Genomic DNA, 12796 nt, shown 5'->3' on the forward strand with positions numbered 1-12796 from the left:
CCCGGCCACGTAGCAATCGTCCGGCGTTCACTCATGCCTCCACGAGAATTCGCAGCAAATGCGGATATACAACGTTTCAGAACGAGTGTCCCGAGAATGGGACGAAAGGTATAGCGACACGCCAGCAAACGATTTGTGAGACCGAGTGGTCTGTTCGCCGGATTCAGCCCAGCTGCGTCATGCCCGCCGCCACCACCTGCGCCACATTCATGACCTCATCGGCGGTCGGCAGCGTCAGGCCGTCCAGCGCGTGCAGACGATCGGTGCTCGCGATGGCGAACATGGCCGACACCCACGCCGCCGCGCACGCGCGCAGCGTACCCGGCTGCACCGGAACCGGAGCACTCGCCTGCAGTACCCGTGCGGTGACATCGAGCAGCTGATCGCGCATGCGGCGCAATTGCTTCCGCACATCGGGATGGGTATCGGCCTCGCGCCACATGATGACGCGCAGCACCGAGGAATGATGATCGCGCAGATTCACCGCGGCATCCAGATTCACCAGGCTCTTCGCCGGATCACCCGAGACGACCACCTCGAAGATGTCGTCGATCGGCTGCGGCGGTACGCGTTCGGCCATGAGCGCCGACAGAATTGCGTCCTTGGTGGGGAAGTAGTAGAACACCAGACCCTTGGGAACGCCGGCCGCGGTCGCGATGGCCGCGGTCGGCGTGGCATCGAACCCCTGTGCCGCGAAAAGGGTTTCGGCGGCATCCAGGATGAGCTGACGGGCGTCGCCATCGGTTTTCTTGCTCCGGCGACGCCCCGCTCGGGGGGCACGAGGCATCTGCATCAGTGATGCGTCACCGCGTGCAGACGGGTCGACACGGCCGGCATCGCGGCCAGTGCGATCACTACCGTCAGTGCGCCCACCACCCACGCGGTCCATGAAGCACCACTGTAGTTGTCGAAGCTCATCACCCACGGGGAGACGAACAACAGCACACCCAGCAGACCGAGCGCGTAATCGGCGGTGTCGGACAGGACCTTGGCCATGCGGCCGAGTCCGGTGGCGGCGATGAGCACGCCGAGGACCACGAGGGTCCAGAAGGCCTTGTCACTGTGGTCGACCCAGAGGGTGGACAGGGCGGTGAAAGCGCCGAGTACTACAGCCACAGCGTCCTGTGTGCGGCTCTCGGTGAACATGATGTGCCTCCTTAAAGGCTGAGGATATGTCCTGCTTCCGTTGTATTCCTGATTGACCGCCCGATCAATAAATGCCCGGCTACGATTCAGCACCAGCTCGGGTGTGGTGCGGGACACAGCGCCGCGCGCCGCGATGAACAGATATGGTTTGCGCTATGTCACAGTCGGTGGAACACGTTCTAATTGTTGGCGCGGGGCTGGCGGGCCTGCGCACCGCCGAGGAACTCCGCCGGGCTGGTTACGCGGGTGAAATCACCCTCCTGGGCGATGAGGATCGACCGCCGTACGACCGGCCGCCGCTGTCCAAACAGTACGTTCGCGGCGAAACCGACGACACCGTGCTGCGGCCCGCCGAATTCTTCGCCGAACAGCGCATCACGCTGCGCTTGGGGGCCGCTGCCACCGGTGTCGATACGGCGGCGCGCGAGGTGGCGCTGGCCGACGGTTCGCGGATCGGGTACGACCGGTTGATCATCGCGACCGGACTGCGGCCGCGGCGGATTCCGGGCCTGCCCGAGGCGGCCGGGGTGCACGTGCTGCGTTCGCATGCCGATGCGGCGGCCCTGCGCGAACACCTCGCTACCGCCACGCGCGCGGTGGTGGTCGGCGGCGGGTTCATCGGCTGCGAGCTCACCGCCAGCTTCCGCGCCCGCGGCCTCGACGTGACCCTGATCGAACCCCAGCCCACTCCCCTGGCCGCCGCCCTCGGCGAGGAGATCGGCGGGCTGGTGGCGCGGCTGCACGTCGAGGAAGGCGTCGACCTGCGCTGCGGTATCGGCATCGCCGGCATCGTGACCGAGAACGGCGGTGACGCAGGCGAATCCGTCACCGGCGTCCAGCTGACCGACGGCAGCGTGGTGGACGCCGATCTGGTGGTCATCGGCATCGGCTCGATCCCGGTGACCGACTGGCTCGCCGACTCCGGCATCCCGCTGGCCGCACCCGCCGAAGGCGGCGGCGTGCTCACCGACGAAGCCGGGCGCACCGCCGTGGACGGCGTCTGGGCGGTCGGCGACGTGGCTTCCTGGCCGCACGCCACCGGGCGCAACAAACGCGTCGAGCACTGGACCAATGCGGGCGAGCAGGCCACCCTGCTGGCCAATGCGCTGCTCGGCACGGAAGCGGCTGCGGGCGTGCAGGTTCCGTACGTGTGGAGCGATCAGTACGACATGAAGATCCAGGTGCTCGGCATTCCGGCGCTCGCCGACGAAGTGCAGATCATCGAGGACAAGGGCCGAAAGTTCCTGGCCCACTACCTCCGTGGGGGCACCCTCGTCGCGGTGGTCGGCGCGAGCATGACCGGCAAGGTGATGAAGATGCGCGCCCAGCTGGCCGCGGGTGTCGCCGCCGCGATCGGCTGAGCGCGCCGGAACGACGGAGGGGTGCGCCTACGCCCGGTGTTCGGCGGTCGCGGCGGCGCGCAGCTTGGCGGCGCGTTCACGCGGGTGGTAGTCCGGTCCGACGCCCTCGACGAGGACCAGATCTCCGTCGATGTGGTCGGTGCGCAGGTGGATGATCTCGCGGTAAGCCGGTGAGGCGTACCAGGCGCGGGCGGTCTCGAGGTCCGGGAACTCGATCAGCACCATGCTGCCGGACCAATCCCCCTCGACCACCTCCACCGGCGGGCCGTGAATGACGAAGCGGCCGTCGAAGGGGTCGAGGGTCTCCTGCACCCGCTCGATGTATTCGATGATCTCCGGATGCGGGCGGCGGACGCGCAGATGGGCGAAACCGTAGACGGTCATGGGCGTTCCTTCGGGCGAGGCGATCCCCCGACGGTAGGGCGCGATGGCCCGGCGGCCAATTACCCCGCAGGTAAAGCGGGGTGCGGGCGCTCCGAGCGGACCCGCGGTTCGCGCCGGAGCGGTCCCTTTCACTACCGTGACTGATGTGATCGTCGCGCTCATCGATTCCGGCCTGGGCCTGCTGCCCACCGCCGCATGGTTGCGGAAGCTGCGGCCCGATCTCGATTTGCTGCTGCAAACCGATCCCGACGGTGCGCCGTGGGGACCGAAACCCGAGCAGTGGGTCGTCGACCGGGTCCTCGAGACCGCGCGCACCTCCCTGCGCGAGGGCGCGGAAGTCATTGTGCTGCCCTGCAATACGGCCAGCGTGACCGCGCTGGAACAGGTGCGCGCCGAGGTCGGTCCGGACGTGCCGGTGATCGGCACCGTCCCCGCCATCAAACCCGCCGCCGCCGCTTGCCGCACGGTTGCCGTCTGGGCGACCGCCGCCACCACCGCCAGCGCCTACCAAGCCGACCTGATCGCCAAGTTCGGCGGCGACGCCGCAGTCACCGGCGTGGCCTGCCACGGACTCGCCGACGCCATCGACCGCGGGGATCTGCCCGCCATCACCGAGGCCATCGCCAGCGCCGCCGCCCGCACCCCGGCCGATACCGAGGGCATCGTGCTCGGCTGCACCCACTACCCCCTGGTGCTCGATGCCATCCTCGCCGCGCTCCCCCGCGGCGTGCGGATCTTCGACAGCGCCGAAGCCGTGGCGGGACAGACCCTGCGCCGCATGGACGCCCTCGGCCGCCCCACCGCCGGCACCGGCACCGTCCGCGTGCTCTCCTCCGGCCGGCCCGGCGAATTGCCCTCCGCCGCAGCAGCTTTCGATTCCGGCCTGCTGCTCGGGGCACTGCCCGTCCACAGCTGACCCGTTTGATCCGCGCTCACCCGGGCAAAACCCCCGCATGAGCGAACAGGAGCGGCGGATCCACGCGGAATCCGCGAAACAGGACGAGCGCGAGATGATCCCGGAACCCGAGATCGAAGAGAAGCACCGCAAGCGGGCGCACGAGATGGCCGAAGCGTACAAGGACGAGCGGCCGTTGACCGTCATGCCGGGTACGGACGGCATGGTTTCGGGCACCGCGGTCACCGACTGGGTGGACGAGCAGGGGCGGCCCATATTCGGTAAGGACGCCTGAAAAGGCAAACGGCGCCGCTCCTTTCGGAGCGACGCCGTTCGACTAGCGATTCAGCGAATCACCGGGTGATTTCAGGAAATCACTTGATGATCTTGGTGACGCGACCGGCACCGACGGTGCGGCCACCCTCACGGATCGCGAAACGCAGGCCCTCGTCCATGGCGACCGGCTGGATGAGCTTGACGCTCATCTCGGTGTTGTCGCCGGGCATGACCATCTCGGTGCCCTCGGGGAGGGTCACGACGCCGGTCACGTCCGTGGTACGGAAGTAGAACTGCGGGCGGTAGTTGTTGAAGAACGGGGTGTGGCGGCCACCCTCGTCCTTCGACAGGATGTAGGCCTGGCCCTCGAACTCCGTGTGCGGAGTGGTGGTGCCCGGCTTCACGACGACCTGGCCGCGCTCGACATCTTCGCGCTTGATGCCACGGACCAGCAGACCGACGTTGTCGCCCGCCTGGCCGTTGTCCAGCAGCTTGCGGAACATCTCGATGCCGGTGATGGTGGTCTTCGTGGTCTTCTCGCGGATGCCGACGATCTCGACTTCCTCGTTCACGTTGATGATGCCACGCTCGATACGACCGGTGACGACGGTGCCACGACCGGTGATCGTGAAGACGTCCTCGATCGGCATCAGGAACGGCTTGTCGGTCTCACGGACCGGGTCCGGGATCGACTCGTCGACGGCGTTCATCAGCTCGACGATGGACTCGGTCCACTTCGGGTCGCCCTCGAGCGCCTTCAGACCGGAGACGCGCACGACCGGCGCATCCTCGTCGAACTCCTGGCCGGCCAGCAGTTCGCGGACCTCCATCTCGACGAGCTCGAGGATTTCCTCGTCGTCGACCATGTCCGACTTGTTCAGCGCGACCAGGATGTAGGGCACGCCGACCTGACGGGCGAGCAGCACGTGCTCACGGGTCTGCGGCATCGGGCCGTCGGTGGCGGCCACGACCAGGATCGCGCCGTCCATCTGGGCGGCACCGGTGATCATGTTCTTGATGTAGTCGGCGTGGCCGGGGGCGTCGACGTGCGCGTAGTGACGCTTCTCGGTCTGGTACTCGACGTGGGAGATGTTGATCGTGATACCACGAGCCTTCTCCTCCGGAGCCTTGTCGATCTGGTCGAACGCGAAGGCCGCGTTCAGGTCCGGGTACTTGTCAGCCAGCACCTTGGTGATCGCCGCGGTCAGCGTGGTCTTGCCGTGGTCGACGTGACCAATGGTGCCGATGTTGACGTGGGGCTTCGTCCGCTCGAACTTCGCCTTCGCCACTGTTGTCCTCCTGGACTAGTTAGTGCGTGCTTTTTGCAGCAGTGCGGTTTGTATTACAGGGGGTCGTTCGACGACCGATTCGGGGCGGCTTCCGGAGAACCCGCCCCGACAGCGAATTACTCGCCGGTCGCCTTGGCGATGATCTCCTTCGACACGTTGGCCGGAACCTCCGCGTACGAATTGAACACCATCGAGAAGTTCGCCCGGCCCTGGGTCTTGGACCGCAGGTCACCGATGTAGCCGAACATCTCAGAGAGCGGAACCAGCGCCTTGACGACACGGGCACCACTGCGTTCCTCCATGGCCTGGATCTGGCCACGGCGGGAGTTCAGGTCGCCGATCACTTCACCCATGTAGTCCTCGGGCGTGGTGACCTCGACCGCCATCAGCGGCTCGAGGATCACCGGACCGGCCTTGCGGGCCGCTTCCTTGAGGGCCATCGCGCCAGCGATCTTGAACGCCATTTCCGAGGAGTCGACCTCGTGGTAGGCGCCGTCGAGCAGCGCGGCCTTCACGTTCACCAGCGGGAAGCCGGCGAGCACGCCGTACTGCATGGCGTCCTGGATACCCGCGTCGACCGAGGGGATGTACTCACGCGGAACGCGGCCACCGGTGACCTTGTTCTCGAACTCGTAAGTGGCACCGTCCTCGGCGTCGACCAGCGGCGCGAGCGAGATGATGACGCGGGCGAACTGGCCCGAACCACCGGTCTGCTTCTTGTGGGTGTACTCGTACTTGTCCACCGTCTTGGTGAGGGTCTCACGGTAGGCCACCTGCGGCTTACCGATGTTCGCCTCGACCTTGAACTCGCGCTTCATGCGGTCGACGTAGATGTCGAGCTGGAGCTCGCCCATACCGCCGATGACGGTCTGGCCGGTCTCCTGGTCCAGCTTCACGTTGAAGGTGGGGTCCTCTTCCGCGAACTTCTGGATCGCGGTGCCCAGCTTCTCCTGGTCGGCCTTCGTCTTCGGCTCGATGGCCACCTCGATGACCGGATCCGGGAAGGTCATGGACTCCAGCACGATCTGGTTCTGCGGATCGCACAGGGTGTCACCCGTGGTGGTGTCCTTCAGACCGATGACCGCGTAGATGTGGCCGGCCACGGCCTCGGGAACCGGGTTCTCCTTGTTGGAGTGCATCTGGAAGAGCTTGCCCAGACGCTCCTTCTTGCCCTTGGTCGCGTTGATGACCTGGGCGCCGGAGTCGACCTTGCCGGAGTACACACGGACGTAGGTCAGCTTGCCGAAGAAGGGGTGGGTGGCGATCTTGAACGCCAGCGCCGCGAAAGGCTCGTCCGAGGACGGCTTCCGGGTCAGCACTTCGTCTTCCTTGTTGGGCACGTGGCCCTGGACCGACTCGACGTTCAGCGGCGACGGCAGGTAGTCCACGACGGCGTCGAGCATGGGCTGCACGCCCTTGTTCTTGAACGCCGAACCGCACAGCACCGGGTAGAGCTCGGAGTTGACGGTCATCTTGCGGATGGCGCCCTTGATCTCCTCGATCGAGAGCTCCTCACCGCCGAAGAACTTCTCCAGCAGCGCTTCGTCCGACTCGGCGACGGTCTCGAGCAGCTCCTGGCGGTACTGCTCGGCGCGCTCCTTGAGATCGGCCGGGATCTCGGTGACCTCGTACTGCTCACCGAGCTTGGTCTCGCCGCGCCAGACCTTGGCATTGTTCTCGACCAGGTCGACGATGCCCTCGAAGGTGTCCTCGGCGCCGATCGGCAGCTGGATGACCAGCGGCTTCGCACCCAGGCGGTCCTTGATGGTCTGCACGGTGAAGTAGAAGTCCGCGCCCAGCTTGTCCATCTTGTTCACGAAGCAGATACGCGGCACGTCGTACTTGTCGGCCTGACGCCACACCTGCTCGGACTGCGGCTCGACGCCTTCCTTGCCGTCGAACACCGCGACGGCGCCATCGAGCACGCGCAGCGAACGCTCCACCTCGACGGTGAAGTCGACGTGGCCGGGGGTGTCGATGATGTTGATCTGGTTGTCGTTCCAGTAACAGGTCGTCGCGGCGGACGTGATGGTGATGCCGCGTTCCTGCTCCTGCGCCATCCAGTCCATGGTGGCGGCGCCATCGTGAACTTCACCGATCTTGTAGGTGATGCCGGTGTAGAACAGGATGCGTTCGGTGGTGGTGGTCTTGCCCGCATCGATGTGGGCCATGATGCCGATGTTGCGGACCTTGTTCAGGTCGGTGAGCACTTCCTGTGCCACGGAAATCTTCCCCGCTCGTAGCTAGTTGGGATTCAACGGGATGGGCCTCAGGGTTGGTGAGGCCCTCGGTGTCAACGTCGGGCGCGACGCGAAAGTGCCTCGCTTACGCAGCTCGGCGGTCGCGCCCGACATGTGACTCGTCTCCCGGCAGCTCCGAACGGAGGGCCGGGCCACAGGTCACCAGCGGTAGTGCGCGAAGGCCCGGTTCGACTCGGCCATCTTGTGGGTGTCCTCACGGCGCTTCACCGAAGCACCGAGACCGTTGCTGGCATCCAGCAGCTCGTTGGCCAGACGCTCGACCATGGTCTTCTCGCGACGGGCGCGGGAGTAGTTGACCAGCCAGCGCAGCGCGAGGGTGTTGGCGCGGCCCGGACGGACCTCGACCGGCACCTGGTAGGTGGCGCCACCGACACGACGGGGCTTGACCTCGAGGGCGGGCTTGACGTTGTCCAGCGCGCGCTTCAGGGTCACGACCGGATCGGTGCCGGTCTTCTCACGGGCCTGCTCGAGGGCGCCGTAGACGATGCGCTCGGCAGTCGACTTCTTGCCGTCGAGGAGGATCTTGTTGACGAGCTGCGTCACCAGCGGCGAGCCGTAGACCGGATCGTTGATCAGGGGACGCTTGGGAGCGGGGCCCTTACGCGGCATTAGCTCTTCTCCTTCTTGGCGCCGTAGCGGCTGCGGGCCTGCTTGCGGTTCTTGACACCCTGGGTGTCGAGCGAGCCGCGGATGATCTTGTAGCGCACACCCGGGAGGTCCTTCACACGACCGCCGCGAACGAGCACCATCGAGTGCTCCTGCAGGTTGTGGCCTTCGCCGGGGATGTAAGCCGTGACCTCGACCGCGCTGGTCAGGCGAACACGCGCGACCTTACGCAGCGCGGAGTTCGGCTTCTTCGGGGTCGTGGTGTACACGCGGGTGCACACGCCACGACGCTGCGGGCTCCCCTTGAGGGCCGCAGTCTTGGTCTTGGCGACCTTGTCGCGGCGACCCTTGCGGACCAGCTGGTTGATGGTTGGCATAGACCGGCTTTCCTTATTAGTAACCAGGTGTCTGGAACTTCATGCCTTTGTCATTCGAGCGTTCCGCCCAGTTCACGTGGCATATCGCGTCCACGAGGTCGGGCGTGTCATACGCAGCGCACTAACCCTTTTCAGGGCGCGCTGGAACGGTCAGCCGCTCTCGCTGGCCTACGTACTGCGCACAAACCTGCCCGAATGCTTCCGGGCACAGCGGTCCACGATACTCGTTGCCGTTTTCGGGGGCAAAAAGGGGTCCCTCGAGCGCGGCTGGTAGAGCCGTTATCGCGCCAGATTCAGGGTCAATTCCACCAGCTTCCGGGCCCCTTCACAGGGGTCGGGGTGGCTGGAGCCGGCGCGATAGTTGATCCACCACCCGACGATCCCGGTGTCGGCGGCCGGTGCGCTCACTCCGCACGAGTCCGCGTCATTGGGGCGACGGGTTTCCAGCGATCGGCGGCCCTGCACGGTTATGTCGTTGGTCACATAACCGAGCCGATCGTTGTTCTGCTTCTCGTTGCTCAGCGAGCCCTCTTCGTACCAGCTGAGCGTCACCATGCCGCTGCCGATCGAGCCGCCGTCCAGATCCCACATGCAGACCGCTCCGTTGAAGGAGGGGTTCACGTAGGTGCCTTCGCCGACCGCCTTGCCGATCTCGTCGAGCGAGACCACCTCGCATTCGCGCAGCAGTTTGTCGAAGTTCGTATTGATCTTTGTACTGCCGCCGGTGCCGGAGCCGGCGGGCAGCGCCGTGCCCGGGACGGTCTTGCCGCAGCCGGCCAGGGTCGCGGTCAGGCCGAGCACCGCCAGCACGATCGCGCCGCTGCGCCGCATGTCGCGTCCCTTCATGAGCCGAGCCGCTGCACGGTCAGTTCCGCCATCTTGCGGGTGCGGTCGCACGGGTTGCCCTGATTGCTCACCCCGAAGACGCCGTAGGACATGGACCATTCGAAGAAGTCGTCGTCGAGCTGCACGGCCAGATCGCAGACGCTGCCGCGCGGGTCCAGCGCCTGGAAGCCCTTCTTCCCGCCCACCTCGATGGTCTGCGGATCGCGGCCGACGCTGTTCACCCACGCCTTCTCACGATCGATGGGGCTGCCGCGATAGGAGGCGAAGGTGACGCTGGAGGAACCGATGCCGCCGCCCTGCCAATTGCAGCCGACCGCGTTCTTGAACACCCGCGAGACGCTGCCCAGGCCGCCGATATCGCGCACCTCGTCATCGGTGAGGTGCCCGCACTCCCCCACGAAGGGGCCCAGCGTCGCGACCTTCGGCGGAGCCTTCACCGGCCCGGACGGCATGCCCGAATCGTCGCTCCCCCCGCAGGCCGACAGCAAAAGCGCGAGGCTCAACCCCGTGACAAGCGCCGACGTCATCCGCATGCCCTGAACTCTACTGTGCACCACGACAACAGGTCGCGACGCAGCAACGCCGCAGGTTCGCGGCCCGGCTCGTTCTGGACCGAGTGGAGCGGAGGAGCGAAGCGGGGGAGCGGAGGGAGGGAAGAACGAGACATTGGGGCCGCGAACCCGCCCGGAGCGAAGCGGAGGGCAAATCGAACACAGCTCAGAGGTTTCCGCGTGCGTCCTGTTCGCGTTCGATGGCCTGGAACAATGCCTTGAAGTTGCCCTTGCCGAAGCCCAGCGAGCCGTGGCGCTCGATCAGTTCGAAGAAGACGGTGGGCCGGTCGGTGATGGGTTTGCAGAAGATCTGCAGCAGGTAGCCGTCCTCGTCGCGATCGACCAGGATGCCGCGGCGCTGCAGTTCCTCCACCGGCACGCGGACATGGCCGATGCGGGCGCGCAGTTCCGGGTCCTCGTAGTAGGTGTCCGGGGTGTCCAGGAATTCGATTCCCTCCCTGCGCAATACGTCGACGGCGGTGAGGATGTCGCCGGTGGCGAGGGCGATGTGCTGGACGCCGGGACCGCGATAGAACTCCAGGTATTCGTCGATCTGGGAGCGCTTGCGGCTGGGCGCGGGTTCGTTGAGCGGGAACTTGACGCGATGGTTGCCGTTGGCGACGACCTTGCTCATCAGGGCCGAGTAGTCGGTGGCGATGTCGTCGCCGACGAATTCGGCCATGTTCTCGAATCCCATGACGCGGCGGTAGAACTCGACCCATTCGTCCATCTGCCCGAGTTCCACATTGCCGACCACGTGATCGATGGCCTGGAAGATGCGCTTGGGCGCACCTGCCCGGCTGCGATAGGCGGAGCTGCGCGGCTGATACCCCGGCAGGTACGGCCCGTCGTAGCGGGAGCGGTCCACGAGGGTGTGCCGGGTTTCGCCGTAGGTGGCGATGGCGGCCGAGCGCACGGTGCCGTATTCGTCGGTCTCGTCGTGCGGTTCGACGAGCACGGTCGCACCCTGTGCGCGGGCGCGCGCGATGCAGCGGTCCACATCGGGCACCTCCAGCGCGATGTCCACCACGCCGTCGCCGTGCCGATCGTGATGCCCGACCAGTGCGCTGTCCGGGTCCACCGCGCCCTTGATCACGAATCGGGCGCCGCCGCTGCGCAATACGAAGGCCTTGTGATCACGGTTGCCGGTCTCGGGACCGGAGTACGCCTCCAGCCGCATGCCGAAGGCGGATTGCAGATAGTGCGCGGTCTGGGTGGCATTGCCGACCACCCACACCAGCGCGTCCCAGCCGAGGACGGGGAAGGGGTCGGCGGCGGCATCGTGGTCGACCAGTCCGACGAGGCGGCGCAGTTCGTCGTCACCGGGAAGATCACCGGAGCGGGGGGCGGCGGGGGTCTCGATGCTCATGTACCCAGGAAATCTCCGGCCGCGGCGGCTAGGCAATATCGCCGAGATTCACTGGACACTCTGGTGAATTGCGTCACCTCGAGGCGGCTGGTGCTGGACAATTTGAATAGGAGCATCGAGCGCGAGCGGAGGTCCGCCATGGCACGCACACCCGCCAGACTGGACGAACTTGACCTGGCGATTCTGACCGCCATGCACGACTACCAGAAGGCGGGGATCCTGGAGCTGTCCAGGCGGACCCGGGTGGCGCGGGCGACGGTGCAGTCGCGCATCGCGCGCATGGAGGAGGCGGGGGTCATCGCTTCCTACGACCCCCAGATCGATGTCACCGCAGCGGGTTTCGACGTGCAGGCGTTCGTGACATTGGAGATCGCGCAGGGTGCGCTGGACGCGGTGGCGGCCGACCTGGAGGCGATTCCCGGGGTGCTGGAGGCATACGCGACCACCGGTTCCGGAGACGTGCTGTGCCGCATCGGAGCGGACTCCCACGCCGGGCTGCAGAGCGTGCTGCTCAGCATCGACCGCAGCACGGCGGTCACCCGCTCACACAGCGTGATCGTGCTGTCGACGGTCGTCCCGCAACGCACCCTCCCGCTCCTGCGCACCCTCACCCCGGCCGGGTCCAGCAAGGCCCCCGCCTACCGCAGCGCGCACTGAGGTATCCCACCTCCCGGGACTCTCGGGGGTTTCGCCCCCTAACCCCCAAGGAATGTGGCGGGCTCGCGCAGATCTCTCGAGCCACCCGCACCAAGGAGCGAGGGCGGGCTCTCGCGGGCGGATCCGGGCTAGCGGCGGTCCATGCGGGTGATCAGGCCGCAGACGTGGGCCTCGGCGGCGGTGCGGGCGTCGGGGGCGGAACCGGATTCGAGGGCTTCCAGGATGCGGCGGTGTTCGCGGAGGGCGGTGGTGCGGTTGCGGGGGTGCTGCCAGAGGTCGCCGCGGTAGAGGTGGGCTTGGGCTTCCAGGCGGGCGAGTTCGTCTGCGAGGGTGCGGTTTCCGGAACGATCGCGGATGAAGGTGTGGAATTCCAGGTCCAGGGCGGCGTCGCGGGCCGGGTCGGCGTTGTCGCGCAGGTGCTGATCCTGGATGGCGAGCATGGTGGTGAGTTTGCCGAGGTCGGCTTCGGTGAGGCGGGTGGCGGCGCCGGCGGCGGCGAGGCCGTCCAGGACCGCCCGGACCGCGAGCACGTCGCGGATCTGGGCGTCGTCCACCACGGCCACGCGGGCGCCGGCGTGCGGCACGTTCACCGCCAGGCCCTCGTAGATGAGTTGCTGGACGGCTTCGCGAACGGGGCTGCGGCTCACGCCGAGTCGCGCGGAGAGGGCGAGCACGCTCAGTGGCGCGCCCGGTTCCAGTTCGCCGGACAGGACGAGCTGCCGGAGTTGCCGGTGCACGCTCGGCCCGAGCAGCTCGCCGTCCGGTTCGGTCATGGAAT

At 66.7% G+C, this 12796-nt stretch carries 15 protein-coding genes; 4 read left to right on the forward strand and 11 right to left on the reverse strand.

Annotated elements, in window-relative coordinates; all coding sequences use genetic code 11:
* Positions 1–163: 163 nt before the first annotated feature.
* Entirely contained in the window at positions 164–787 is a 624-nt protein-coding gene (locus LTV02_RS23945; RefSeq protein WP_157762423.1) for a TetR/AcrR family transcriptional regulator, read from the reverse strand.
* A 5-nt stretch (positions 788–792) separates the two neighbouring features.
* On the reverse strand, positions 793–1146 hold the full coding sequence (locus LTV02_RS23950) for an SPW repeat domain-containing protein (RefSeq protein ID WP_233034003.1): 354 nt from the start codon (positions 1144–1146) through the stop codon (positions 793–795).
* Between the two features lie 155 nt (positions 1147–1301).
* Here LTV02_RS23950 and LTV02_RS23955 point away from each other — a divergent pair, with 155 nt between their 5' ends.
* Positions 1302–2507, forward strand: a complete 1206-nt coding sequence (locus tag LTV02_RS23955; RefSeq protein ID WP_233034004.1) for an NAD(P)/FAD-dependent oxidoreductase — start codon at positions 1302–1304, stop codon at positions 2505–2507.
* Positions 2508–2534: 27 nt separating this feature from the next.
* Here the strand turns inward: LTV02_RS23955 and LTV02_RS23960 are convergent, their stop codons facing one another.
* A complete protein-coding gene (locus LTV02_RS23960) occupies positions 2535–2891 on the reverse strand; it encodes a DUF1330 domain-containing protein (protein ID WP_233034005.1) in 357 nt (118 codons plus the stop codon).
* Between the two features lie 145 nt (positions 2892–3036).
* On the opposite strand from LTV02_RS23960, the gene LTV02_RS23965 reads away from it, so the two are divergent.
* Positions 3037–3807: a glutamate racemase gene (locus tag LTV02_RS23965; protein WP_233034006.1), complete on the forward strand. Its 771-nt coding sequence runs from the start codon at positions 3037–3039 to the stop codon at positions 3805–3807.
* A 37-nt stretch (positions 3808–3844) separates the two neighbouring features.
* Complete coding sequence (locus LTV02_RS23970) at positions 3845–4081, forward strand: hypothetical protein (protein ID WP_233034008.1); 237 nt, start codon at positions 3845–3847, stop codon at positions 4079–4081.
* A gap of 79 nt (positions 4082–4160) precedes the next feature.
* On the opposite strand, the gene tuf is transcribed toward LTV02_RS23970, so the two are convergent.
* The 7 genes from tuf to hppD form a co-directional block, all read right to left on the reverse strand.
* Positions 4161–5351 carry an elongation factor Tu gene (gene tuf / locus LTV02_RS23975; protein ID WP_067716365.1) on the reverse strand — a complete coding sequence of 397 codons (1191 nt, stop codon included), beginning with the start codon at positions 5349–5351 and terminating at the stop codon, positions 4161–4163.
* A gap of 116 nt (positions 5352–5467) precedes the next feature.
* Positions 5468–7573, reverse strand: a complete 2106-nt coding sequence (fusA, locus tag LTV02_RS23980) for an elongation factor G (protein ID WP_233034010.1) — start codon at positions 7571–7573, stop codon at positions 5468–5470.
* Between the two features lie 177 nt (positions 7574–7750).
* A complete protein-coding gene (gene rpsG, locus LTV02_RS23985; protein ID WP_040813378.1) occupies positions 7751–8221 on the reverse strand; it encodes a 30S ribosomal protein S7 in 471 nt (156 codons plus the stop codon).
* On the reverse strand, positions 8221–8595 hold the full coding sequence (gene rpsL / locus LTV02_RS23990) for a 30S ribosomal protein S12 (RefSeq protein WP_014353064.1): 375 nt from the start codon (positions 8593–8595) through the stop codon (positions 8221–8223). Before rpsL ends, rpsG begins: the two co-directional genes overlap by 1 nt.
* A gap of 279 nt (positions 8596–8874) precedes the next feature.
* On the reverse strand, positions 8875–9441 hold the full coding sequence (locus tag LTV02_RS23995; RefSeq protein ID WP_084535204.1) for a DUF3558 domain-containing protein: 567 nt from the start codon (positions 9439–9441) through the stop codon (positions 8875–8877).
* Positions 9438–9974, reverse strand: a complete 537-nt coding sequence (locus tag LTV02_RS24000; RefSeq protein ID WP_233034012.1) for a DUF3558 domain-containing protein — start codon at positions 9972–9974, stop codon at positions 9438–9440. The genes LTV02_RS23995 and LTV02_RS24000 overlap by 4 nt, the downstream gene beginning before the upstream one ends.
* A 184-nt stretch (positions 9975–10158) precedes the next feature.
* Positions 10159–11361, reverse strand: a complete 1203-nt coding sequence (gene hppD, locus LTV02_RS24005; protein WP_233034014.1) for a 4-hydroxyphenylpyruvate dioxygenase — start codon at positions 11359–11361, stop codon at positions 10159–10161.
* A 138-nt stretch (positions 11362–11499) separates the two neighbouring features.
* On the opposite strand from hppD, the gene LTV02_RS24010 reads away from it, so the two are divergent.
* On the forward strand, positions 11500–12018 hold the full coding sequence (locus LTV02_RS24010) for an Lrp/AsnC family transcriptional regulator (protein ID WP_067716376.1): 519 nt from the start codon (positions 11500–11502) through the stop codon (positions 12016–12018).
* 128 nt (positions 12019–12146) lie between these two features.
* On the opposite strand, the gene LTV02_RS24015 is transcribed toward LTV02_RS24010, so the two are convergent.
* Positions 12147–12791, reverse strand: coding sequence for a GntR family transcriptional regulator (locus tag LTV02_RS24015; RefSeq protein WP_233034017.1), 645 nt, complete (start codon positions 12789–12791; stop codon positions 12147–12149).
* Between the last annotated feature and the right edge of the window lie 5 nt (positions 12792–12796).

This window comes from Nocardia yamanashiensis (assembly GCF_021183565.1).
GTDB lineage: Bacteria > Actinomycetota > Actinomycetes > Mycobacteriales > Mycobacteriaceae > Nocardia > Nocardia yamanashiensis.